Source organism: Streptoalloteichus tenebrarius (assembly GCF_024171885.1).
Lineage (GTDB): Bacteria > Actinomycetota > Actinomycetes > Mycobacteriales > Pseudonocardiaceae > Streptoalloteichus > Streptoalloteichus tenebrarius.
On sequence record NZ_JAMTCP010000065.1, the window covers coordinates 1 to 23,871 of the forward strand.

Sequence of the window (23,871 nt, forward strand, 5' to 3'; positions counted from 1 at the left end):
ACGGCCAGGACGGCCAGGACGGCCAGGACGGCCAGGACGGCATGGTGACCGCGGCGCGGGCGGAGGCGGACGCGGTGGGCAGGGGAGGGACCGCCCCGTGGTCCCTCCCCCGCCGCACCCTTCCCCCAGGGCATGGCCCCCGTCCCCTGGCGGCGGTCGCCCCGGTCGGTTCCGGTCGCCGCCGCCCGGGGTTCCTCAGCGGTAGTTCTCGGGGTCGACGTCGACGGCCCGCCGGAACGCGGCCTCGCTGTAGGCGCCCCAGTCCGGCTGGGAGCCGTCCACGTCGGTGAAGCCGTACTCGCGCATCAGCTCCCACGAGGAGGTGGTGCGGCCCGACCACCGCAGGAGCCGGGGGTCGGTCGCCATCGCGGCGATCCCCCGCGCCAGGTAGTACGGCGTCTCGGACAGCGCGAAGTGCTCGTCCTTGGCGATCGCCTCGCGCCACGTCTGCTCGGTCACGCCGAAGTGGTCGAGCACCGCCTCCGAGCGCAGGAAGCCCGGCGTCACCGTCACGGCGGTGACGCCCCTGGGCCGCAGCTCGTGGCCCAGCGCATGGCCGATCCGGCGGATGCCGGACTTGACCAGGTAGTACGGCAGCGCGCCCGAGTACCGGTCGGTGTCGCCGTCGGTCACCTCGACCACGAGCCCCGACCGCCGCCGGACCATCAGCGGGAGCAGCCGGTGCAGCGCGATGAGGTGGCTGTCCAGGCCGTTGTGCACCAGGCGCAGCGCCTTGTCCAGGTCGCCCTCCCAGTACGTCCTGCCCCACTCGACCCAGGGGTCGCCGCCCCAGACGTCGTCGACCAGGATGTCCAGCCGCCCGCCCTGCTCCCGCTCGATCCTGCTGACCAGGGCGTCGACGTCGGAGACCGTGGTGAAGTCCACCCTGACCGGGACGCCGGTCCCCCCGGCGGCGTCCACCAGCTCCGCGGTGCCCTCGATGGTCTCCGGGCGGTTCATCTCGCTCCGTCGCTCGCGCGTGGTGCGCCCGGTGACGTAGACGGTCGCGCCCTGGCGCCCGAGTTCCACGCTGATCGCGCGGCCGCAACCCCGGGTCGCGCCCGTCACCACCGCGACCGAACCGGACAGCGGTCGACTCACGACTCCTCCTCCCGCGCCGCGCCCGGCGACGCGTCCCCCTGTGTCACATCCCCGTCGTGGACGGAGGGTGGACGCCGCCACCCCCAGATGACGGCGTCCAGGTCCGTGGCCATGCGCTCCCGCAGGCTGCCCTCCGGCCTGATCGACCACATGACGGCCGTTCCGTTGGTCAGCGTGAGGATCACGCGGCCGGCGATCTCCGGCGGTGGCGCGCCCGGCAGTTCGCCCGCGCCGACGGCGGCCCGCGCCATGTCGACGAACTCCCGCTCGACGCCCCGGTAGAAGTCGCCGAGCACCGCGCGGAGGTCGGGATCGACCAGGTCCATCCCGAGCTGGCCGAGGTTGTTCACGGCGACCTCGGGGTCCTCGATCCAGGCGAACCAGGCCAGCGCGGCCGTCCTGAGCGCCTCGACCGGGCCGTCGGCCTCCGCGGCGGCCGCGCGCAGCCCCCGCAGCACCACCTCGGTGGTCGCCCTGGTCTGCGCGGTGAGCAGGCCCCGTTTGGAGCCGAAGCGCTGCACCAGGGTCGCGGCCACCACGCCGGCCTCCTCGGCCACCTGGGCGAGGGTGAAGCCGGGTCCCACCCGGTTCACCACCCTGGCCGCGGCGGCCAGGAGCTGTTCGTCGCTGATCTTCCTCGGCCGCGCCACGCGAGTTAGTGAACCACCATTCACAAACTTTGTAAACAACCATTCACATATTGGCAGCTCGGAGCGACCGGGCACACCGACGACCGGATGACATCCGCTCCGCTCCCGTCGCCCCGGGCGGCGCGACCCGCCAAACCCCGGCGTGGCAACCTGTTCCGCACCCGAGGGGTGGCCCACCCGCGCCCCGGCCGGCGACGACCACACGGTCGTGGGCTCCTCGCGCCGGTCCGCTTGTTCGGGCCACGCCGGTGGTGGTGGGCTGACCGAACACGTCGAGTTGCCCGAACCGGGGGTGCGATGATCGAGGCTGTCGGGTTGACGAAGCGCTACGGGCGGACCGTCGCGGTGAACGAGCTGTCGTTCACCGTGCGACCGGGCCGGGTCACGGGCTTCCTCGGCCCCAACGGCGCCGGCAAGTCCACCACCATGCGCATGATCCTCGGGCTCGACCGGCCCACCGCCGGCGACGTCCTCATCGACGGCAGGCACTACCGGGACCTGCACCGCCCCCTGCGGCACATCGGAGCTTTGCTCGACGCGAAGTGGGTGCACCCCAACCGCTCGGCCCGCGCCCACCTCCGGTGGCTCGCCCGGTCCAACGGACTGCCCCGGGGCCGGGTGGAGGAGGTGCTCGAACTCGTCGGGCTGGCCAGCGTGGCCGACCGCAACGCGGGCGCGTTCTCCCTCGGCATGGCGCAACGGCTCGGCATCGCGGCCGCCCTGCTCGGCGACCCGCAGATCCTGCTCTTCGACGAGCCGGTCAACGGGCTGGACCCCGAGGGCATCCACTGGATCCGCCAGCTCATGCGGCGGCTGGCCGCCGAGGGCCGCACCGTCTTCGTCTCCAGCCACCTGCTCTCGGAGATGGCGCAGACCGCCGACGAGCTGGTGGTGATCGGCAAAGGGCGGCTGATCGCCCAGTCCGGGGCGGCCGAGTTCGTGGAACGGGCCAGCGGCGCCGCGGTCCGGGTGCGCAGCCCCCAGCTCGAACGCCTGCGCACCGCCCTGGCCAGCACGGCGGGCGCGCGCGTGCGGGACGAGGACGACGCCCTCGTCGTGACCGGGCTGACCAGCGACCAGGTCGGGGAGGTCGCGGCCGCGCAGGGCGTGGTGCTGCACGAGCTGTCGCCCCAGCGGGGTTCCCTGGAGGAGGCGTTCATCAGGATGACCAGCGGCGCGGTCGAGTACCACGCGGAGGAGACCGGCGAGCACCTGCACCTGGGTGACGCGGGGGCGGAGGGGCAGCGGTGAACCTGCTGGCGGTCGAACGGATCAAGCTGTTCTCCACGCGCTCGCCGTGGTGGTCGATGCTGGCGGCGCTGGTGCTCATGCTCGGCATGAGCACGTTGTTCGCCGCGGTGCTTGAGCCGGGCGCGCTGGAGGTGGCGGCCACGCAGGTCGGGTACGACCTCGCGCTGATGGTGGTGATGGTGATGGCGACGCTGGCCGTCACCACCGAGTACCGGTTCAACACGATCAAGGTCTCGTTCCAGGCCACGCCCCGTCGCAGCGCCGTGCTGCTGGCCAAGACGGTGGTGGTCGCGGTCCTCGCCGGCCTGCTCGGCGAGATCGCCGCCTTCGGGTCGTGGGGCCTGGCCCGGCTCGTGCGGCCGGAGGCCGACCTCAGGATCGACACCGCCGCGGAGTGGCGGCAGGTCGCCGGCGTGGGCCTGGTGTGGGCGCTGGGCGCGGTGCTCGCCGTGGCGGTCGGCGCGCTGCTGCGGCAGACCGCCGGCGCCGTCACGCTCCTGCTGGTCTACGCGCTGCTGGTGGAGAGCCTGGTCGGACTGATCCCCAAGGTCGGCCAGAACATCCGGCGCTGGCTGCCCTTCACGCACGCCAACCACTTCGTGCGCGGCGGCGGCCAGCCCGCCGAGGGGGGACAGGAGAACGCGCTGTCCCTGCCGTTCGGGCCGTGGGGCTCGCTCGCGTACTTCGCCGGGGTCGTCCTGGTGATCCTGGTCCTCGCCCTGGTGACGGTGAACCGGCGCGACGCCTGAGCCGGCCGCTGCCGATCTCTCCCGGCCTCCGGGGTGGGGTTCGCCCCACCCCGGAGGCCGGGTCGTCCTCAGGGCCTCCCCGGGGGTCTCACCCATGCCGTCAGCCCGGGGGATGAGGCACCGTACGACTGCAAGCCGACCAGAAGTGCCGACCCCAGGTCGACGCGGTCAACGCCGGTCGCCGGGCAGGGTGAGGACGTCCTGGTCGGGCACGCCGTGGAGGGGAGCGGCGCCCGCGTCGACACCGGATCGGTCGGGTCGGCCCCGGGGCGCGTCCGACCCGGTCGTGCCAGGAGGGTGCCCGTCGGACGGGTGCTGGTCGGTCGGGTCGGCCGGTCTGAGGCCAGACGGACAGGGGGAGTGGAGATGATCGAGGCTGTCGGCCTCACCAAGCGCTACGGCCGCACGGTCGCGGTGGACGACCTCTCGTTCACCGTCAAGCCGGGCCGGGTCACCGGGTTCCTCGGCCCCAACGGCGCCGGCAAGTCCACCACCATGCGCATGATCCTCGGGCTCGACCGGCCCGACGCCGGGCACGTGCTGGTCGACGGCCGGCCCTACCGCCAGCTCGACCGTCCACTTCGGACGGTTGGTGCGCTGCTCGACGCGAAGTGGGTGCACCCCAACCGCTCGGCCCGCGCCCACCTCCAGTGGCTCGCCCGATCCAACGGCCTGCCGGCCCGGCGGGTCGACGAGGTGCTGGAGGTCGTCGGCCTGGCCAGCGTCGCCAGGCGCCGGGCCGGCGGGTTCTCCCTCGGCATGTCGCAGCGCCTCGGCATCGCGGCCGCCCTGCTCGGCGACCCGCAGATCCTGCTCTTCGACGAGCCCGTGAACGGCCTCGACCCCGAGGGCATCCTCTGGATCCGCCAGTTCATGCGGCGGCTGGCCGCCGAGGGCCGCACCGTCTTCGTCTCCAGCCACCTGCTCTCGGAGATGGCGTTGACCGCCGAGGACCTCGTCGTGGTCGGCCGTGGGCGGCTCATCGCCCAGTGCAGCACCGCCGAGTTCGTGGAGAACGCCAGCGAGTCAAGCGTCCGCGTGCGCAGCCCGCAGATCGACCGCCTGCGCACCGCGTTGCTGCACAAGGGCTTCACGGTGCACACCGAGCCGACGGCCGAGGGCAACGCCCTGGTCGTCAACGCCGCGACCAGCGAGCAGGTGGGCGAGATCGCCGCCGCGCAGGGCGTCGTGCTGCACGAGCTGTCCCCGCAGCGCGGGTCGCTGGAGGAGGCGTTCATGCGGCTCACCGGCGACTCGGTGCAGTACCGCACCGACACCGACGACCCGACGGGGGCGCCAGGGCCGTCGGGGAGCCACGCCGCCGCGACCGACCTCCTCGTCCCCGCCGGGAAGTGAACCGATGAGCCTGCTCGCCGTCGAACGCATCAAGCTGTTGTCCACCCGCTCGCCGTGGTGGTGCGCCGCGGTCGCCCTCGTGCTGACCACGGGCTTCGCCGGGCTGTTCGCCGGCACCACCAGCGACGGGTCGGCGCTGACCGTGGGGACCACCCAGATCGGATCCTCCTTCGGCCTGATGGTGGTCATGGTGATGGCCGCGCTGGCGGTCACCACGGAGTACCGCTTCGGGACCATCAGGGCCACCTTCCAGGCGGTGCCCAACCGCTCGCTGGTGCTGCTGACGAAGACCGGCGTGGTCGCGCTGCTGGCCGGCCTGATCGGCGAGGCGGCCGCGTTCTGCTCGTGGGGGCTGGCGAAGCTGGTCAAGCCCGCCGCCGACCTCGGGCTGGACACCGCGGCCGAGTGGCGGCAGGTGGCGGGGGCCGGTCTGGTCTACGCCCTGGCCGCGGTGGTCGCGGTGGCCGTCGGCACGCTGGTCCGGCACTCGGCGGGGGCGATCACGCTCGTGCTCGTCTGGTCGCTGCTGGTCGAGAAGATGGTCATGATGATCCCGAAGGTCGGGAACGACATCTACCGGTGGATGCCGTTCAACGCGGCGACCCACTTCCAGACCTCCGGGCTCCAGCAGGGGGCCGACGCGGGTGGCGTCGTCACCATGCCGTTGAGCCCGTGGGGGTCGCTGGCCTACTTCGCCGCCTTCGCCGCGGCGACCCTGATCGTGGCGCTCGTCGTGGCCAACCGCCGCGACGTGTGACACCGGAACGGTTCGACGCGCGGAAATCGGGGCCGCCGTCGGGTCGGGGGAAAGGGAGCCCGGGTCACCTTCGGGGGGTGGCCCGGGCCCCGCGTCCGTCAGGGGCGTCCGGCGGGATCAGGACGGGGCGGTCTCATCAAGAGGCGGTGTCACCAAGAAGCGGTGTCACCAAGAGGCGGTGTCACCAAGAGGCGGTCTCATCAAGAGGCGGTGTCACGAAGGAACGGTGTCACCAAGAGGCGGTCTCATGAAGAGGCGGCGGAGTGGTCCGGGCAGCGGCACCGCACCGTGTCGGAGGCGTCGGAAGGCGGGCGGTCCACCCACGTCTCCCCGAACTCCTCCCTCTCGGAGATCGACACGGTCGACAGGGGCGCCCCGGTCGACACGATGTTGGTGGCGGAGCGCGCCGGCGACGCGGGGTCCGGTTCGGCCCCATCCCCCGCGACGCCCTGAGCGATCTTCTCGGCGGCCCGCTCGTACCGCCGCCGGGCGAAGCGCCGCCACAGCGCCGCCAGGACGAGGAGCGGGGCCAGGACGACGACCGCCGCGACGGCGACCAGCGGCAGGCGCAGCGGGCCGACGGCGACCTCCCGCCACCACGATCCGCTCCGGGCGGCCCCACCGAGCAGGGCCGTGTCGACGCCGTCCGGCAGGAGCGGGTTGCCCGACACGGCCGGCACGTCGGCGGTGAGGGCGGCGAGCGGGTCCACCACCCCGAACCCGGTCCGCTCGTCCCGCCCCTGCGGGCCGACGTCCCGCGCGGTGCGGACCAGCCGGTTCACCACGTTCGCCGCGTTCAGCCCCGGATGCGCGGAGCGGACGAGCGCGGCGACGCCCGAGACGATCGCGGCCGCCGAGCTGGTGCCGCTGGTCATGGCGTAGCCGCTGGCGAACACCGAGGCGGGGGCGGTGCTGATGACCTCGGCCGCCGGCGCGGCCAGCACCACCTCCGGGCCGTGGGCCGAGCCCGACCACGGCTGGCCCGACCGGTCGAGGCCCGCGACGGTCAGCACGCCGGGGATGTTGCCGGGCTGGGTGACGCGGGGGCCGGTCCGCTCGGCGTTGCCGGCGGCGGCCACCACCACGGCGTCCCGCTCCCACGCGTAGCGGACGGCGTCGACGACGTCGGGGGACGCGTCGCCCTCGCCGCCGACCGACAGGTTGATCACGGACGCGCCGTGGTCGGCCGCCCAGCGGATCGCGTCGGAGAGCCGGTGCACGCCGTACTTCTGCTCGCCGCCGAGCGAGACGGGCAGCACCTTCGCCGAGGGGGCCACGCCGAGCATCAGGTCGGGCCGCCCGCCCCGGCCGGCGATGAGACCGGCCATGGCCGTGCCGTGCCCCTCGGCGCCCCGGTCGTGGCGGCCGTCGTCGCCGTCGGGGCCGCCGAACCCCGCGCCCGGCAGGACCTGGTCGGCGAGCGCCGGGTGCCCGGCGTCCACGCCGGAGTCGATCACCGCGACGACGACGCCCCCGCCGAGGGAGCGCTGCTGCGCGGCCGGCACCCCGAGGGTGTCCAGGTGCCACTCGCGTTCCCGGACGGTCTCAGCGGCCGCGAAGGAGGCGGGCGGCGCCGCCAACAGGGGGACGAGGGCGACGACGAGCGCCCGCAGGAGCAGGCGACCTGGCAACGGCGACCACATGGGCGACCCGATATCCCTCAGAAGAGTGACGTTCGGGCGATCGTAATGCCTTCGGGGCACCGCGAGGTCGGTTCGACGCCGACCGCGTCCCGCCGCGTGGACCGGCGGATCAGATGTTGGGCCGCACCACGAGCACCGGGCACCGGGCGTGCCGCACGCACTGGTCGGCGACCGAGCCCAGCACCAGGCCGGCGAACCCGCCCCGGCCCCGGTGGCCCACGACGAGCAGGGCGGCGTGGGTGGAGGCCGCGATCAGCCCCTGCGGGGACGGCGAGTGGATGGCGTGCACCCGCACGGGGATCCCCGGCTCGGCGCCGAGCTGCTCGGTCACCAGCTCCTCGGTCTGTTCGCGCACGTAGTCGGAGTACTCGGCGAGGCTTGGCACCGCGCCGGGCGGGCAGTCGGGCGGCCGGGGCGCGGTCCGCAGCGTCCACGCCCGCACCACGTGCAGCGCGCACCCGCGCAGGCGGGCCTCCTCGGCGGCCGCGCGCAGCGCGCGCAACGAGGACGCCGACCCGTCGACGCCGACCACGACCCCGTCGGGGACGTCGGCCCGTTCCAGGACGTGCTCGCCCACCTCGTCCACGTGTTCCACGGAACCGCGCCGCGCCGGGCTTGTCGACTCGAATCCGGCGGGTTGACCGTGGTGCTCCCCATCCGTGACCCACTGGTCACCGCGCGCGTCCGACCCGCGCGTGAGCTGCCCCACACACGCATGACGATCGGGAGACCGGGTAACTCCCTATCCCAGGCACAGGCGTGCAGGGAGGTGGTGACCGCGGTGTTCGCCCTCGTCCACCGGGTGGCGCGCTGGCTCAGCGACCGGCTGCTCCGCCGGACCGGTTCCCGCTCGCGCCTTCTAGCCAGGTTCCTGCCGACAGCGCTGGCAGCGGTGCTGATGGCCGTGCTGCGCCGGCTCAGCCGGTACCGGCAGCACAGGCGGCGGCAGGAACGGTCCCCGTACCCCGAACCACACACGCGCGACAGCGGACGGCGACCGCGACGACGCGTGGGAGAGCGATGACCCGAACGATGTTGGACATCGGGCCGGACGAGGCCAACGTGCCCGGGGCCCGCGCGCGCCGACCCGTCGTGGCGCCGCGCCGGCCCCCCACCCGGCTCGTCCTGGCCCGGCCCAGGGTGGAGCCGTTGCCGGAGTTGGAGTGGGCGCTGGCGGTGGAGCCCGGCGTGGAGGTCGTGCACGCGGGCGAGCCGGCCGAGCTGCGCCGCGCCTGGATCCACAGCGCGGACGAGCACCAGGTCCTCGACCTGTACCTGGAGACCGCGGCGCACGGGGCCGCGCCGGCGGGCCCGTGGTGGCTGACGGCGTTGGCCGCGCGGCGGCTGCCCTCCCGGTCCGCCGGCTTCGAGTTCGAGGACGCGGTCCACGCGCTGCTGCACGCGCGGCGGGGCTGGGTGTACGTGCCCTGGGTCTGCGAGGGGGAGGACGGCTACTGGGAGTACACGCCGTCCGAGCCGGACAGCCCGCTCGGGGGGCATCCCACGACGGTGACGCTGACCGCCGCGCACGACGGGTGGCTCGACGTCATCCCGGCCGGGGAGGACGACGACGTCCGGATGCCGCTGGCGGGCGTGGTCGGCTTGGCCGACCGGATCGACGAGATCGAGTCCTGGCGGGCGAACCTGCCCCGGCAGCGGGACTGGACCTCCCGCGCCCGCTGACGCGGTCAGGGGCGGTTCGCCGCCCTGGCCGGCGCGGGAACGGGCTGGCGGGGGCGGACCTCGATGCCGGGCGCCGGGGTCTCGCGCCGTTGACGCGGGAGGACCACGGGCGCGACGGGGCACTCCCGTCGGATTCGCGCGGTGGTGCGGCGGCACCGCCACACGCGGTACGGGTCCCGCAGCGCACGCGCGAGCCGGGACGTGACCAGACCGAGGAGCACCACGGCGGCGGGCAGCGCGCCGACGCGCACCACCGCCTCACCGACGAACGCGAGCACGCCATCACCCCGACGACACCGTGTCGTTGACCTCTCCCCAAGACGTCACTCGTTCGGGTGAGGTTGCGCGGCAAATCAGTTACTTCGCGTGATGAACCTGGGCGCGCAGCTCCGCCCTCCGCCGCCGCGACCGGCGGCGGGCCGCCCACAACACCTCGGCGAGGGCGCACACGCCGAGCGCCACCAGCGCCCCGGCCAGGGACGCGCCCCGGAAGGCCGGCGCCTCGACGTCCATGATCCGCGCTCCCGCGTGCGCGGCCGCGCCGGCCCCGAGGACGACGGCCAGCGTGAGCAGGTTCGGCAGCGCCAGCACCAGCGCGAGCAGGCCGAGCGCGACCCGCCGGCGCCACGTCGGCCGCCGCGCGGCCAGTTCGACCACGACCAGCGGCAGCAGCGTGAACAGGAATCCCAGGAGCAGGCCGAAGAACGTCCCCGTGGTGAACCGCTGCTGCACCACGTCGCCCACCCGCTGCGCCCACCACCGGGGCAGGAACGCCGCCAGGAACAGGTAGACCAGCACCACGACCGCGAGGGACAGCCCGCCGACGAGGAGCCACCGCCACCCGGTGCTCCGCGCCGTCGGACCGGCCGTCCTCCTGAGCCGGTGCGCACCACCCCGCGCACGGGGCGTGGGGTCCTCGCCCATGCCGCGATGCTGACACCGGACGGGTGACTCCGCCGGCTCGGTCCGGTTTCGCGCACCAAAAGGAGGACACCGCGCGCGGGGACCGGACGTCGGCTTCGGAGCGCGCCCGAGGCGGCCTCCGGGGTGCGGGGATGACGGGGACCTCGTCCCGAGCGTCTCGGCGGCACGCCCGTGACGGGCGATATGGCCGGCAACGGCAGGAGGCCGACGGGCCGCCAGGCGACCGGACCAGCGGGTTTGGCAGAGTCGACAGTCATGGAGCAGTCCGAGCAGCGGCCGCGTATGCGCACCGTGGTCAGCTATGTGCAGCGTGGTGAGCGCATGACCACCGGCCAGCAGCGGGCGTGGGACCAGTACTGGCCCACGCTGGGCAGGGAGGTCGCGTCGCTGCCCGAGGGGCCGCTGGACACCGACGCCTGGTTCGGCCGCTCCGCGCCGGTGCTGCTGGAGATCGGCTCCGGGATGGGCGAGACGACGGCGCTGCTCGCCGCCGCCGCGCCTGAGGTGAACTACCTGGCCGTCGAGGTCTACAAGCCGGGCCTCGCCCAGCTCCTGCTGCGCGCCGAGAAGCTGGAGCTGACCAACCTCCGGCTGCTGCGCGGCGACGCCGTCGAGCTGCTCCGCTCGCACGTCGCGCCCGACTCGCTCGCCGGCGTCCGCATCTTCTTCCCCGACCCGTGGCCGAAGAAGCGACATCACAAGCGACGCCTGGTCCAGCCGGGGTTCGTGGCGCTGGTCGCCTCCCGGTTGGCGCCGGGCGCGACCCTGCACATGGCCACGGACTGGGAGCACTACGCGGAGCAGATGCGGGCCGTGTGCGAGGCCGAGCCGCTCCTGCGCAACCGCCACGCCGACGAGCCCGGCGGGTGGGCGCCGCGCCCGGACTGGCGCCCGGTCACCAAGTTCGAGAACCGCGCCGAGGAGGAGGGCCGGGTCTCCCACGACCTAATCTTCGAGCGCGTCTGACCCTTCTGGCCGGGACCGACCGCCACCTCGGGGTGGGCGCCTTTCCCCGGGGGGGGCGTCGACCGGACTGTCGCGAAGGGACCGTCGCAAGTCCATTTTGGACAATAAGGGCGTTTCTCCTCACGCCGCGCGCGATCCCTTCCCGGAGCGGCCTGCCGAGGCTTGCTTCCGGACAGGAAAGTGACGGGAAAGCGTTGGGGGGAAACGGAAAGAGTCGGCAGAAGATGGCACCAGCCGTTCGGCGCGCCCGGCATGCGACATTAGGGTGATGGGCGTATCACCGGAACGGGGGAGGCTGACGATGACGGAACGCGGTGGCACACGGCGGAGGATCATCCTCGACACCGATCCCGGCATCGACGACGCGATCGCGTTCCTCTACCTCGCCGCGCAGCCCGACGCCGAGATCGTCGCGGTGGGCAGCGTTCACGGCAACGTGTCCGCGGCGCTCGCCGCGGACAACGCCCTGCGCCTGCTGGACACCATCGGCCGCACCGACGTCCCCGTCGCGGTGGGCGCGCACCGCCCACTGGCCCAGCCCCTGCACGTCTCGGACACGGTGCACGGCCGGGACGGGCTCGGTGGCGTCGCCGGGCCGCCGTCCCCGCGCCGGCCCGTGGCCGAGTCCGCCGCCGAGCAGCTCGTGCGGCTCGCCCGGCGACACCCCGGCGAGCTGTCGTTGCTGGCGCTCGGACCGCTGACCAACGTGGCGCTCGGGTTCCTGCTCGAACCCGAGCTGCCCCGCCTGCTCCGCGAGGTCGTCTGGATGGGCGGCGCGCTCGACGTCGCCGGCAACATCACCCCGCACGCGGAGGCCAACGCCTGGCACGACCCCGAGGCCGCGGACCTCGTGCTGGGCGCCGGCTTCGACCTGACCATGATCCCGCTGGACGTCACGCTCCAGATGTGGGCCGACGAGCCGTGGTGGGCCTCGGTCGCGCGCGGCGGTCACCCCTGGGCCCGGTTCGCGGCCGAGGTCAGCGCGCACTACGTGGACTTCTACAGCCCCCACATGGAGGAGCTGCGCGGTGGCCGGGGATGCCTCCTGCACGACCCGCTGGCCGCCGCCGCGCTGCTCGACCCCGCCCTGGTCTCCTGTGTCGAGCACGCGGTGGAGGTGGAGCTGACGGGCGCCAGGACGCGGGGCGCCACCCTGGCGGACCAGCGCGGGTACCCGTCGTCGGACTCCTCGGGCGGGCGTCCCCGGGTCCGGGTCGCGACCGAGGTGGACGCGACGGAGGCGATGGCCCGGTTCCATCGGGCCCTGTCGGCGGGCGAGGCCGCCAGCGCCACCGGGAACGGCAACGCCACCGGGAACGGCAACGCCACCAAGAACGGCAGCGCCATCAGGAACGGCAGCGCCACCGCCGAGGCCGGGGCCACCCGCTGAGATCACCCGAACAGCCGATCAAGGCGGTCGCGCTCGCACCCTCGGTCGCGTGAAGCCCCGGGGGAGCGGGGGACGACCCACCGGAAACCCCACGGTCCAGCGATCACCGGTCACCGGGCCGCCGGGCTACGTTCGCGACGTGACCGCACACCGTGCACCGGTGATCGCTCTTCCCGAGGCGCGCCCGGCTCCGTCCGCGCCGTTCCCGGACGTCGCGGTGGACCCCGCCGTGGCCGAGGAGTTCCTGCGGCTGTTCCACGCCGAACACCCGGAGACGGGCAGCCTGGCCGCCCGCCTGGCCCAGGTCCACGCCGAGATCGAGGCGACGGGCAGCTACCGGCACACGAGCGCCGAACTCGTCTTCGGTGCGCGGCTGGCCCTGCGGGACGTCGCCCCCTGCACCACGCGGCTGCCGTGGCGGGCCATCCGCGTGCGCGACCTGCGGCGCGTGCGGAGCGCGGCCGCGGTCGCCGACGCCTGTTTCGAGCACCTGCGGGTCGCCACCCTGCGGGGGCGGGTCACGCCGGTCGTCACGGTGTTCGCGCCGGACGCGCCCGGCCGGCCGGGGCCGTGCGTGTGGAACGAGCAGCTCGTCCGCTACGCGGGCTACCGCGAGCCCGACGGCCACGTGCTCGGCGACGCCCGCTACACCGGCTTCACCGAGGCGGTGCGCGGGCTCGGCTGGCGGCCGCCGGCCCGGCGCGGCCCCTTCGACCGGCTCCCGTTGGTCGTGGAGACCGCCGAGGACGGGCCGCGCCTCTTCCCGGTGCCGGGGGACGTCGTCCTGGAGGTGCCGCTGACCCACCCCCGGCTGGGCTGGTTCGCCGAGCTGGGCCTGCGGTGGCCGGCCGTGCCGGCCGTGTCGAACATGAGCCTGGTGGTCGGCGGCGTCCGCTACCCCACCGCGCCGTTCAACGCGTGGTTCGTGGACACCGAGATCGCCGTCGGCTGCCTGGCCGCCGACGACCGCTACGGGGTCGCCCACCTGGTCGCGGAGCGGCTCGGGCTGGACCGGGACCACGAGCGCACGCTCTGGCGCGACCAGGCGCTGCTGGAGATCAAACGGGCGGTGCTGCACTCCTTCGACACCGCCGGCGTCACGCTCAGCGACCACCACACCGAGGCCAGGCGCCTGCTCGCCCAGCTCAGGAGGGACCGCCCGCTGCGTCGCCACCCGTTCGCGCCACCGGGCGGTCGTCCCGCCTACGTGCTGACCCGCGACGCCGCCACCCGCGGCCTGCGGGGCGGGCCGGGCCGCTTCGCCCAACCCGGCCTCCCCGAGCCGAGCACGCACGGCTGGTTGATCGGCGCGGTGCGCCGCCACCTCGGCGCGTGACCCCGCTGTCGGCACCGACGGCGACCGTGGCCAGCCATCACTCGTTCGTGTGTTCGGCGGCCATTACCCCCGCCTGGGGGACGTGTGACCAGCGGTTTCTGTCAGACCTCCATGAGACGTTCAAAGTGGGGGGTCCCCCAGCTACAGGGCTGTAGGCCGGCCCCGGCCCCGGCCCCGGCAGCGGAAGCGGAAGCGACGGGATAGGACGGTCAGTCGCCGGCCGCACCGCGACCACCTCTCTCGTGACCTCCGTCACATCCCGGGATTCGATGTCGAAACGGCCCTCGCCGCTCCGAGGTAGCAGCGCAACGCGACAGGAGCGCCCGTGACGACACGGGCCTGGGCGAACGGGGAACACATGAACGAGACCGAAAGCGCCACGCGGGACGCCGAGCCCAGCGCCGCGATGCGGCGGCTGGACCGCCTGGTGGGCACCTGGACCGTCACCGGGGGCGCGACCGGGACCGTCCGGTTCGAGTGGCTGACCGGCGGGTTCTTCCTCCTCCAGCACGTCGACCTCGTCCAGGGCGGCCACCACGTCCGCGCCCTGGACGTCATCGGTCACGAGCGCCCGTTCGGGGCCGAGCCCGGCGTGGACGTGCGGTCCCGCACCTACACCAACACGGGGGACACGCTCGACTACGTCTACGAGCTGGAGGGCGACGTGCTCACGATCTGGGGAGGCGAGAAGGGCTCCCCCGCCTACTTCCGGGGCTCCTTCTCCGACGGTGACACTACGATCGCCGGCCGGTGGGTGTGGCCGGGCGGCGGCTACACGGCCACCATGACCAGGGCGAAGTAGGGGCGGCCATGAAGTACCTGCTGCTGGCGTACGCGAAGTTGGCCGACTGGGACGCGATGGACGTCACGAGCCCCGAGTTCCAGGCCGCGTGCGAGTTCTACGCGGACCTCACCGCCGAGCTGACCGCGACCGGGGAGCTGGTGACCACCGAGGGCCTCGCCCACCCGTCGCTGACGAGGACGGTGCGCCCCGGGGACGGCGCGCCCACGGTCGTGGACGGACCGTACGCGGAGTCCAAGGAGGTGCTGGCCAGTTTCGCGATCCTGGACTGTGCCAGCCACGACCGGGTGATGGCGATCGCCGCCCGGATCACCGAGGCGGTCGGGGACGCCATCGAGGTGCGCCCGATCATGGCCGGCGCTCCCGGGGCGGACGAGCCGGGCGCGTAGGTGACCACGCCGCGACGCGTCGAGGACCTGCTGCGCGAACTCGCCCCGCAGGTTCTCGGCGCGCTCGTGCGCCGGTACGGCCACTTCGACGCGTGCGAGGACGCGGTGCAGGAGGCGCTGCTCGCGGCCGCGCTGCGCTGGCCGGCGGAGGCCGTCCCCGAGGAACCCCGGTCGTGGCTCATCCGCGTCGCCTCGCGCCGGCTGGTCGACCAACTCCGCGCCGACCAGGCCCGGCGGAGCCGCGAGGAGGCCGAGGCCAGGCGGGTCCCGCCCGAGGCGCTGCTCGTCCCGCCCGACGCCCCCGGCGCGGATCAGGACGACTCGCTGCTCCTGCTGTTCCTGTGCTGCCACCCCGCGCTCACCCAGGCGTCCCAGGTCGCGCTCACGCTGCGCGCGGTCGGCGGGCTGACCACGGCGGAGATCGCGGCGGCGTTCCTGGTCCCCGAGGCGACCATGGGGCAGCGGATCAGCCGCGCGAAGAAGCGGATCAGCGACTCCGGCCTGGGCTTCGCGCCCCCGCCGCCCGGCGAGTGGGCCGACCGGCTCTCCTCCGTCCTCCAGGTCCTCTACCTCGTCTTCAACGAGGGCTACACGAGCACCTCCGGCGCGCGGCTGCACCGGGTGGAGCTGTCCGCCGAGGCGATCCGGCTGACCCGCGTGGTCCACCGGTCACTCCCCGAGGACGGCGAGGTCGCCGGGCTGCTCGCGCTCATGCTGCTCACCAACGCCCGCCGGGCGGCGCGCACCGGGCCGCACGGCGGTCTGGTGCCCCTGGCCGAGCAGGACAGGAGCCTCTGGGACCGGGCGGCGGTCGACGAGGGCCGAGCCCTGGTCACCGCCGCCATGACCCGCACGACCCCCGGCCCCTACCAGCTCCAGGCCGCCATCGCGGCGGTGCACGCCGAGGCGGCGCGGGCCGAGGACACCGACTGGCCGCAGATCCTCGGCCTGTACCTGATCCTGGAGCGGATGACCGGCAACCCGATGGTCACCCTCAACCGGGCGGTGGCCCAGGCCATGGTCCACGGCCCCCGGGCCGGCCTCGACGTCCTCGACGGCCTGGCGGCCGACCGCCGGCTGGCCGGGCACCACAGGATGGACGCGGTCCGCGCGCACCTGCTGGAACGGTCCGGCGACGAGGCCGCCGCGGCCCGCCACTACCGGGCCGCCGCACGCGGCACGACCAGCCTGCCGGAGCAGCGGTACCTGCTCGGCAGGGCCGCACGGCTGGAGCGCGCCGAGAGCTGATCCTCGGTCGCGCCGCCCGCGAGACCACCTCGCGAGACGAGACCACGACGCGAGACCACGACGCGGGAGGCGCGACCCACCACCCGCCCAGGGACCCGCGCCGCCCGACGCCGCCGTACGCCGCGCCGACCGGCGCCGTCCACTGCTGATCCACCGACCGGCGTCGACCAGCGGCGGACCCGGCACCGACCCGAGTCCGCACGGGTCGCGTGGTCAGCGGGCCGGACGCCCCTTCCCCGCGGTCAGCACGCCCGCCAGCGCCATGCCCAGTAGAACGAGAATGCCCAACCCCGCCGAGACCCAACTGGCGATCACCACGAGCATCGCTCCGCCCTCCCTGTCCCCCGTCGCCTCCAGGGTCGCGCGCCGTCGGTGACCAGCCGATCAGCCATCGGAGCGGTGTCGCGCCGCCATCCGGACGAGAAGGGGGCCGTGTCCCGTTCGTCGGGTACGTCCGGTCCAGCATGACGGGCCGAACGGGAGCGCCCGAGGAGGCGCACCTCATACGATCGACGGACGCTCGCCGACCGATCGACTGGTGGCTGCCCCGGACGGAGCACGTAACGTGCACTGGCGTGGAGAGCACCATTCCGGGCTGGCGGGCACTGGCCCGTCGCCAGTGGCCGCTCGCCCTCGCCCTCGTCCTGCTCGTGTCGGTCGAGCTCAGCACCTACCACGAGTGGGAGCTGGACGTCTGGTGGCAGGTCCCCGGCGCGCTGCTGCTGGGCGGGATCGCCGTGGTCGCGCCGCGTCAGCCGTTCGACGCGGCCCTGGTCGGCGCGGCGACGGTGGTCTTCTCCTCGGTGTTCCTGCGGGTCGTGGACTCGCCGGTCCCGCTGGCCTTCGCCGGGTGGCTCACCCCGTCCGAGACCGGGGCGGTCATGGCGATGATGGCCTACGTCATCCGCCAGGCCCCCCGGTCCCGCGCGATCGTCGGCAGCGTCGCGTTGACGCTCGCGATCGCGTCCACCTACCTGCTGCGGCAGCGGGCGGCCCTGGAGTTCGACGAGGGCACGATGGTCCCCCCGCCCCCGGTCTACGAGCTGCTCCAGGCCGACCTGCTGGCCATGGCCCTCGCCGTGGGCGCCGGGCTGTACTTCCGGGGCAGGGACAACGAGCGCCGCCGGTCGCTGGCCACGGCGGTGACCGCCGCCCAACAGGCGGAGCGGATGGCCCTCGCCAGGGAACTGCACGACGTGGTCGCCCACCACGTCACCGGCATGGTCGTGCACGCGCAGGCCGCCCGGCTCGTCGCCGCCACCGACCCGCGCGCGGCCGACCGCTCGCTGGACCTGATCGCCAGCAGCGGCACCGAGGCGCTCGCCGCCATGCGCCGGCTCGTCGGGGCGCTGCGGCAGGCCGAACGCGACAGCGGCGCGCCCGGCGCGGCGGGCGAGGCCACCACCGACCTCGCCGCCGACCTGCGCCGGGTCGCCGAGCAGTCCTCGGCGGTCGGCCCGCCCGTGCGCCTGGCGGTCCAGCTCCCCGACGACCTGCGGCCGGAGGTGGCCCGCTCCGTGCTGCGCGTCGTGCAGGAGTCGCTGACCAACGCGCGCAAGCACGCGCACAACGCGTCCCTGATCAGCGTCGACGTGGCGCCGGTCGGGGACGTCCTCCGGGTGTCGATCACCGACGACGGGCAGGCGACGCGGCACGATCGGGAGCCGGTCGGGGGCTCGGGCGGCTTCGGGCTGGTCGGCATGCGGGAACGGGTGGAGCTGCTCGACGGCCGGTTCAGTGCCGGCCCAGCGCCGGACGGCGGATGGGCCGTCCGTGCCGAGCTACCGCTGCGGGAAGGGGAGTCGTGACGATCCGCGTGCTCATCGCCGACGACCAGGAGATGGTGCGGGTGGGGTTCCGCATGATCCTGGAGTCGCAACCGGACATCGAGGTGGTCGCCGACGTGCCGGACGGGGTGACCGCGGTCCAGCGCGCCCGCGAGCTGCGCCCCGACGTGTGCCTGGTGGACGTCCGCATGCCCGGCCTCGACGGGTTGGAGGTGACCCGGCGGCTGGCGGGCCCCGGCGTGGCCGACCCACTGAAGGTCGTCGTGGTCACCACCTTCGACCTCGACGACTACGTGCACACCGCGCTGACCAACGGCGCCAGCGGGTTCCTGCTCAAGGACGCGGGCCCGACGTTGCTGGTGGAGGCGGTGCGCGCGGCGGTGCGGGGCGACGCCCTGGTGTCTCCGCAGATCACCGTGCGGCTGTTGCGGCACTTCGCCAAGCCGGACCCGAACCCGGTCCCGCAGCCGACCGACCCGCTCACCGAGCGGGAGCTGGAGGTGGTGCGGGCGGCGGCGCGCGGCCTGACGAACACCGAGATCGGGGCCGAGCTGTTCCTCTCCCTGTCGACGGTGAAGACGCACCTCGCCTCGGTGCAGGCGAAGCTGGGCGCCAGGAACCGGGTGGAGATCGCCGCGTGGGCCTGGCGGTCCGGCCTGATGGACCAGGCCTGACGGCCCCCGTCCTCCGACAGCCCGCGGCCCGGTGTTTCCCCGAGGCCGGCCGTTCGGCGGCCGCGGCATGGCCGATCGGCCGAGCTGATCACGCGTGGTCCGCCGCAACCTGGGGGTATGCGCCCGAAGACGCGGATCCTGGTGGTGGTGACCTGCGCGGCCGTCGTGCTCCCGGTGGCCGGCGCCGTGCTGTGGCGGTCCGTCCGCGCGACCAGCGGGCCGGCCCGTCACGGGCAGGTCGGCGTGCGGGTCGCGGCCGTCGCCGAGGACGGGCTGCGGCTGCGCACCACCGAGACCCTGCGGCTCGGCGCGGCCCGGGCGCGTCAGGTGGTCCCGGAGGGAACCCTCCTCACCGCGCCGGCGACCGCCCTGTCGGGCAGCCCGTCCGTCGACGCCCGGCTCGGGTGCGAGGTCGACGTCACCCCCACGGAGGGAGACGCGCCGACTGTCGAGGTCAGGCGGTGCACCGCGACACCGTGAGACGCCCGGCGGCCGAGGTGCGTCCCGGGACGCGAAAGCGGTTCGCGACCCGCTGGCAGGATGGGACGCATGGCGACCGTTCTTCGACTCCACGCGCCCGTGGTCCTGCCCTGTGACGCCGACTGCACCGTGCTCCGCGACGCCGTGGTCGACATCGACGAGACCGGTCGCATCGCGCACACCGGTCCCCGGGCCGACGCTCCCGCCCTCCCCGAGGGGGCCGTGCTGAGGGAGTGCGGCGGGATCCTCATGCCCGGCATGGTGAACACGCACGCGCACACGCCCATGACCCTGTTGCGCGGTCTCGGCGCGGAGCTGCCGCTGCTGCGGTGGCTGCGGGAGGCGATCTGGCCGACCGAGGCGCGGCTGACCCCGGAGGACGTGCACGCCGGCATGGTGCTCGGCGCGCTGGAGATGCTCGGGGCCGGCGTGACCACCAGCGTGGAGGGGTACTTCCACGCCGACCGGATGGCCGAGGCCGTCCTCCAGGTGGGCAGCCGCGCCGTGATCGGGCCGGCGGTGCTCGACCTGCCCGGCGTGAACGACGGCGGCTGGCGCCGGATGACGGACGACATCAGCGCGTGGATCGACGCGGACGGCCTGCGCTTCGGGCCGGGCGAGCGGATCGAGCTCTCCTACGCGCCCCACTCCGCGTACATGCTGCCGCCGGAGGCGTTGCGGGAGATCGGGGAGGCCGCGCGCGAGCGCGGGGCGCTCGTGCAGACGCACGTGGCCGAGGCCGCGGCCGAGGACCTCGTGCAGCGGGAGCGGTACGGCTCCGTGCCGTCGCTGCTGGAGGAGCTGGGCGTGCTCGGCGACCGGTTCCTGGCCGCGCACTGCGTCCACCTGTCCGACGACGACATCAAGATCTTCGCCAGGCACGGGGTGGGTGTCGCGCACTGCCCCGGCTCCAACGCCAAGCTCGCCTCGGGGACGGCGCGGCTGCTCGACATGGTCGCGGCGGGCGTGCGGGTCGGTCTGGGCACCGACGGCCCGGCCAGCAACGACGACCTGGACCTGTGGGAGGAGGCCCGCCTCGCCGCGCTCTTCGCCCGGCTCTCCGCGTCCGACGCCTCCGCCGTGGGCGCCGCGCGGGTGCTGCTGCTGGCGACGCGGGGCGGCGCCGAGGCGCTGCACCGGGACGACATCGGCGCGCTGGAGGCCGGCCGGTGGGCCGACGTCGTGCACGTCGACGCCGACGACCACGCCTTCCCGGCTGGCCTGGGCGTGCCGGACGACGAGCTGCTCGCCAACCTCGTGTGGGCGGCGGGGGCACGGTGTGTGCGGGACGTGTGGGTGGCGGGCGAGCAGGTGCTGGCCGAGCGGACGTCGACCCGCGTCGACCTGGCCGAGGCACGGGCGACGGCCCGTGTCTCCGCGCTGCGCATCCGCACCGCCTGAGCGACACACCACGGGGTCGGCTGTGACCGGGGAACGCGCCGGCGTTCCCCGGCCGCCACCCGTGGTGTCCGAAACGCCGCTCGGAGGGCGCTCCAACGCACCCTCAGCCGTCAGAGACGGCACCCCCTGGGTTCCCGTTCGCCCAAAACACCGTTACCAGGGGGAACCCCTGATTTGACGTTCGCAGAGAAGCGGGGGCGGGGCAAGACGCTGGTTCGGGTGCTCTCCGGCGTCCCCCGGCCCGGTGATGGGCGGGCCGGTGATCAACGGGCGGGGAGACGCGCACCGGGACGGCCGGGACGTCTGTCCACTGTGGTGGGAAGGCCCGGACGCGCGGCGGGCGACCCGCGTGGGGAGGCGGTGGCGTCTCGCCCGGGTGGTCGAGGAGGTTCCCTCCTTTGGCGGACAGCCCTCACCCGGGTTAGGTTCGCGCCATGGCTTCCCGACCGGTCGCCCTGATCACTGGCGCCACCAGGGGCATCGGCGCCGCCGTCGCCCACGCGTTGTCCCCAACGCACGACCTGCTGCTCGGCGGGCGGGACAAGGCCCGGCTGGACGCGCTGGCCGCCGAACTCCGCTCCGCCCGCGCCTGGCCGGTGGAGCTGACCGACTTCGCCGCGCTGGCCGAGGCCACCGCCGCGATCCCCCGCCTCGACGTGCTCGTGCACAGCGCCGGCGTCGCCCACCTCGGCCACGTCGCCGAGACCTCGGCGCGGGTGTGGCGGGAGACCCTGGAGGTCAACGTGGTCGCGGTGGCCGAGCTGACCCGGCTGCTGCTGCCCGCGCTGCGCGCCGCGCGGGGCCACGTCGTGCTGATCAACTCGGGGGCCGGGATCAGGGCGAACCCCAACTGGGGGGCGTACGCGGCCAGCAAGTTCGCGCTCCGGGCGTTCGCCGACACGTTGCGCGCCGAGGAGGAGTCGCACGGGCTGCGGGTCACCTCCGTCCACCCTGGACGCACCGCCACCGACATGCAGCGCGCGGTGCGGGCCCAGGAGGAGGGCGAGTACGAGCCGGAGGAGTACCTGCGGCCCGAGTCGGTCGCGGCGGCGGTCGCGACCGCGGTCAACGCCTCCCCGGACGCGCACCTCACCGAGGTGGTCATCCGGCCGCGCGCCACTCGGTAGGGCCCGCTGGGCAGGTGCCCCCACCGCGGGCCGGCCCGCACATCACCGAGAACCCGCCGCGAGCCCGACCGCATGGCTGGGTCCCGCTCACCCCGCCGCACCGGGCCGCCCACCTGCCGGGACGTTCTTGACACCGCACGTTCCTCCACCTAGGACGGCCGGATGGACGTTGACGAACTGCGGTCGCGAACGCTGCGCAAGGTCACGTGGCGGCTGGTGCCGTTCCTGTGCCTGCTGTACTTCGTCAACTACCTGGACCGCGTCAACATCGGGTTCGCCGGGCCGAACGGGCTGACCCAGGAGCTGGGGCTGTCGGCGACCGCGTTCGGGTTCGCCTCCGGGGTGTTCTTCGTCGGCTACCTGCTGCTGGAGGTGCCGAGCAACCTGGCGCTGCACCGGTTCGGCGCGCGGCGGTGGATCGCCCGGATCATGCTCACGTGGGGCGTGGTGGCGACCGCGATGGCGTTCGTGCCCAACGCGCCCACGTTGCACGTGCTGCGGTTCCTCCTCGGGATCGCCGAGGCCGGCTTCTTCCCCGGGATCATCCTGTACCTGACGTACTGGTTCCCCTCGGCGCGGAGGGCCAGGGTGGTGGCCCTGTTCATGGCGGCGGTGCCGGTCTCCAGCGCGATCGGAGCGACCGTGTCCAGCCTGCTGCTCCAGTACGGCGAGGGCGTGTTCGGCCTGAGCGGGTGGCGGTTCATGTTCCTGGCCGAGGGCGTGCCCGCGCTGGGCCTGGCCGTGGTGACGTGGCTCTTCCTCACCGACGGGCCGGCGCGGGCGCGGTGGCTCGCCCCGGAGGAGCGGGAGTGGCTGACCGCGGAGCTGGCGGCGGAACAGGCCGCGACGGAGCGGTCGCACGGGTGGTCGTTGCGGCGCGCGCTGACCCACCCTCGGGTCCTGGGGCTGGCGGTGGTGTACGCGGGGGTCGTCTACGGCCTGTACGCGCTGGGCTTCTTCCTCCCGACGATCATCGCCGGGTTCGAGCAGCAGTACGGGACGCGGTACGGCGTCGTGGAGCGGGGGTTGATCAACGCGGTTCCGTACGTGGTCAGCGCGGTGGTGATGGTGTGGTGGGCGCGGCACGGCGACCGCACCGGCGAGCGGGTGTGGCACGTCGCGTTGCCCGCCCTGGTGGGTGGGCTGGCCATTCCCGTCGCGCTGTACCTGGGGAACCCGCTCGCGGCGATGGTGGCGGTGACCGTCTGCGCGGTGGGCGTGTTGTCCGCGATGCCGACGTTCTGGCAGTTGCCGACGCGGTTCCTGACCGGTGCGGCGGCCGCGGGGGCGATCGGGCTGGTGAACTCGTTGGGGAACGTGAGTGGTTTCGTCGCCCCTTACGTCACGGGCTCCTTGCGGGACCTCACCGGGAGCCAGCGGCCGGGCCTGTGGTTGGTGGGTCTGGCGATGGTGTTGTCCGCGGTGATGGCGCTCGTCCTGGGCGCCGCGCCCCGTCGCCCCGCGACGGCCGAACCGCAGGTGAGCGAGCAGTGAGCAGGTGGTGGGGCCAGGCTGCGGGCGTGCCTCAACTTGGCGGTCCACCCGAAGCGGAAAAGGCGTCGAACGTGCGCGAAGACTGAACACGTTCGTGGATGCGGGATCGCGTGCGAGAGGCGATGAAAGACACGGGCAACGCGCGCTGACGCCCTGTCAGGTGGAAGAACGGGCACGCGGAGGGCGCGAATCCGCCCAGAACGGTGTTATCCCGGCGCCGGGCCCCCTACCAGCGAGTGTGGCAGGAGGGGCTGACGTTCTGGTGGTGTTGGGCATTGCTCGGGTGAGGCATGTCGTCTGGATGCACGCAGATATGCGGAGTGATCTCACGATCTCGCGATCTCGTGATCTCACGTTGAATGCGCCCAGCGGACTGATGCTGAATGCGTGCGGCGGTCTCCCGTGCGGATGTGGGCAGGGATCTCGCGCACCTCAGAAAGCGCGGCCGACCACAGGTCAGATGCCCGTGCGCAGGAAAGTGAGCGGACATGTCGACTTGGTGACCTGTCGGCGTAACGACAGGGGGGCTCTCGACAGGGCCAGGGACACGCCCTACGCGGAATGCGAGGGGCGTGTCCCGGCCCGGCCGTCAGGCGGCGCCAGGTTCCCGACGCCTAGACGAGTAATGCGTAAGTCCGGGGTGGTGCCGGGAGACGGACGAAG

23 protein-coding genes are annotated in these 23,871 nt (G+C 74.0%); 17 read left to right on the top strand and 6 right to left on the bottom strand.

Features of this window, described 5'->3' with window-relative positions; genetic code table 11:
• Window positions 1-195: 195 nt before the first annotated feature.
• Window positions 196-1,089 (bottom strand): SDR family oxidoreductase, encoded by an 894-nt coding sequence (locus LX15_RS30345; RefSeq protein ID WP_253674486.1) that lies wholly within the window; start codon window positions 1,087-1,089, stop codon window positions 196-198.
• A gap of 8 nt (window positions 1,090-1,097) precedes the next feature.
• A complete protein-coding gene (locus LX15_RS30350) occupies window positions 1,098-1,751 on the bottom strand; it encodes a TetR/AcrR family transcriptional regulator (RefSeq protein WP_253674458.1) in 654 nt (217 codons plus the stop codon).
• Between the two features lie 297 nt (window positions 1,752-2,048).
• Here LX15_RS30350 and LX15_RS30355 point away from each other — a divergent pair, with 297 nt between their 5' ends.
• The 4 genes from LX15_RS30355 (at window position 2,049) to LX15_RS30370 (ending at window position 5,864) form a co-directional block, all read left to right on the top strand.
• Window positions 2,049-3,002, top strand: a complete 954-nt coding sequence (locus LX15_RS30355; protein WP_253674460.1) for an ABC transporter ATP-binding protein — start codon at window positions 2,049-2,051, stop codon at window positions 3,000-3,002.
• On the top strand, window positions 2,999-3,751 hold the full coding sequence (locus LX15_RS30360) for a hypothetical protein (protein ID WP_253674462.1): 753 nt from the start codon (window positions 2,999-3,001) through the stop codon (window positions 3,749-3,751). Before LX15_RS30355 ends, LX15_RS30360 begins: the two co-directional genes overlap by 4 nt.
• Window positions 3,752-4,117: 366 nt before the next feature.
• Window positions 4,118-5,107 carry an ABC transporter ATP-binding protein gene (locus LX15_RS30365; RefSeq protein WP_253674463.1) on the top strand — a complete coding sequence of 330 codons (990 nt, stop codon included), beginning with the start codon at window positions 4,118-4,120 and terminating at the stop codon, window positions 5,105-5,107.
• Between the two features lie 4 nt (window positions 5,108-5,111).
• On the top strand, window positions 5,112-5,864 hold the full coding sequence (locus tag LX15_RS30370; RefSeq protein ID WP_253674464.1) for a hypothetical protein: 753 nt from the start codon (window positions 5,112-5,114) through the stop codon (window positions 5,862-5,864).
• A 245-nt stretch (window positions 5,865-6,109) separates the two neighbouring features.
• Here LX15_RS30370 and LX15_RS30375 read toward each other — a convergent pair whose 3' ends face one another.
• Entirely contained in the window at window positions 6,110-7,507 is a 1,398-nt protein-coding gene (locus LX15_RS30375) for a S8 family serine peptidase (protein ID WP_253674465.1), read from the bottom strand.
• Between the two features lie 109 nt (window positions 7,508-7,616).
• Entirely contained in the window at window positions 7,617-8,093 is a 477-nt protein-coding gene (locus LX15_RS30380) for a universal stress protein (RefSeq protein ID WP_253674466.1), read from the bottom strand.
• A 434-nt stretch (window positions 8,094-8,527) separates the two neighbouring features.
• Here LX15_RS30380 and LX15_RS30385 point away from each other — a divergent pair, with 434 nt between their 5' ends.
• Window positions 8,528-9,190: a hypothetical protein gene (locus LX15_RS30385; RefSeq protein WP_253674467.1), complete on the top strand. Its 663-nt coding sequence runs from the start codon at window positions 8,528-8,530 to the stop codon at window positions 9,188-9,190.
• A 5-nt stretch (window positions 9,191-9,195) separates the two neighbouring features.
• Here LX15_RS30385 and LX15_RS30390 read toward each other — a convergent pair whose 3' ends face one another.
• On the bottom strand, window positions 9,196-9,468 hold the full coding sequence (locus LX15_RS30390) for a hypothetical protein (RefSeq protein WP_253674468.1): 273 nt from the start codon (window positions 9,466-9,468) through the stop codon (window positions 9,196-9,198).
• Between the two features lie 79 nt (window positions 9,469-9,547).
• Complete coding sequence (locus tag LX15_RS30395) at window positions 9,548-10,114, bottom strand: hypothetical protein (RefSeq protein ID WP_253674470.1); 567 nt, start codon at window positions 10,112-10,114, stop codon at window positions 9,548-9,550.
• A gap of 282 nt (window positions 10,115-10,396) precedes the next feature.
• Between LX15_RS30395 and trmB the strand changes: the two genes are divergently transcribed.
• The 12 genes from trmB (at window position 10,397) to LX15_RS30455 (ending at window position 23,208) form a co-directional block, all read left to right on the top strand.
• A complete protein-coding gene (trmB, locus tag LX15_RS30400) occupies window positions 10,397-11,080 on the top strand; it encodes a tRNA (guanosine(46)-N7)-methyltransferase TrmB (protein WP_372502822.1) in 684 nt (227 codons plus the stop codon).
• 301 nt (window positions 11,081-11,381) lie between these two features.
• On the top strand, window positions 11,382-12,470 hold the full coding sequence (locus LX15_RS30405) for a nucleoside hydrolase (protein ID WP_253674472.1): 1,089 nt from the start codon (window positions 11,382-11,384) through the stop codon (window positions 12,468-12,470).
• A 160-nt stretch (window positions 12,471-12,630) separates the two neighbouring features.
• Window positions 12,631-13,806, top strand: a complete 1,176-nt coding sequence (locus LX15_RS30410; RefSeq protein ID WP_253674473.1) for a nitric oxide synthase oxygenase — start codon at window positions 12,631-12,633, stop codon at window positions 13,804-13,806.
• Window positions 13,807-14,164: 358 nt separating this feature from the next.
• Entirely contained in the window at window positions 14,165-14,608 is a 444-nt protein-coding gene (locus LX15_RS30415; RefSeq protein ID WP_253674474.1) for a hypothetical protein, read from the top strand.
• Between the two features lie 8 nt (window positions 14,609-14,616).
• On the top strand, window positions 14,617-14,997 hold the full coding sequence (locus LX15_RS30420) for a YciI family protein (RefSeq protein WP_253674475.1): 381 nt from the start codon (window positions 14,617-14,619) through the stop codon (window positions 14,995-14,997).
• Entirely contained in the window at window positions 14,998-16,245 is a 1,248-nt protein-coding gene (locus LX15_RS30425) for an RNA polymerase sigma factor (protein WP_253674476.1), read from the top strand.
• A 575-nt stretch (window positions 16,246-16,820) separates the two neighbouring features.
• The gene (locus LX15_RS30430; protein WP_253674477.1) at window positions 16,821-18,053 is read left to right on the top strand and encodes a sensor histidine kinase; all 1,233 of its coding nucleotides are present in this window, start codon (window positions 16,821-16,823) and stop codon (window positions 18,051-18,053) included.
• Window positions 18,050-18,706 carry a response regulator gene (locus LX15_RS30435; RefSeq protein WP_308213542.1) on the top strand — a complete coding sequence of 219 codons (657 nt, stop codon included), beginning with the start codon at window positions 18,050-18,052 and terminating at the stop codon, window positions 18,704-18,706. The genes LX15_RS30430 and LX15_RS30435 overlap by 4 nt, the downstream gene beginning before the upstream one ends.
• A gap of 117 nt (window positions 18,707-18,823) precedes the next feature.
• Complete coding sequence (locus tag LX15_RS30440) at window positions 18,824-19,186, top strand: hypothetical protein (RefSeq protein WP_253674479.1); 363 nt, start codon at window positions 18,824-18,826, stop codon at window positions 19,184-19,186.
• 60 nt (window positions 19,187-19,246) lie between these two features.
• Window positions 19,247-20,587, top strand: coding sequence for an amidohydrolase family protein (locus LX15_RS30445; RefSeq protein ID WP_372502821.1), 1,341 nt, complete (start codon window positions 19,247-19,249; stop codon window positions 20,585-20,587).
• 434 nt (window positions 20,588-21,021) lie between these two features.
• Window positions 21,022-21,714, top strand: a complete 693-nt coding sequence (locus tag LX15_RS30450; RefSeq protein WP_253674483.1) for an SDR family oxidoreductase — start codon at window positions 21,022-21,024, stop codon at window positions 21,712-21,714.
• A 162-nt stretch (window positions 21,715-21,876) separates the two neighbouring features.
• Window positions 21,877-23,208, top strand: a complete 1,332-nt coding sequence (locus LX15_RS30455; protein ID WP_253674485.1) for an MFS transporter — start codon at window positions 21,877-21,879, stop codon at window positions 23,206-23,208.
• Window positions 23,209-23,871 lie beyond the last annotated feature (663 nt).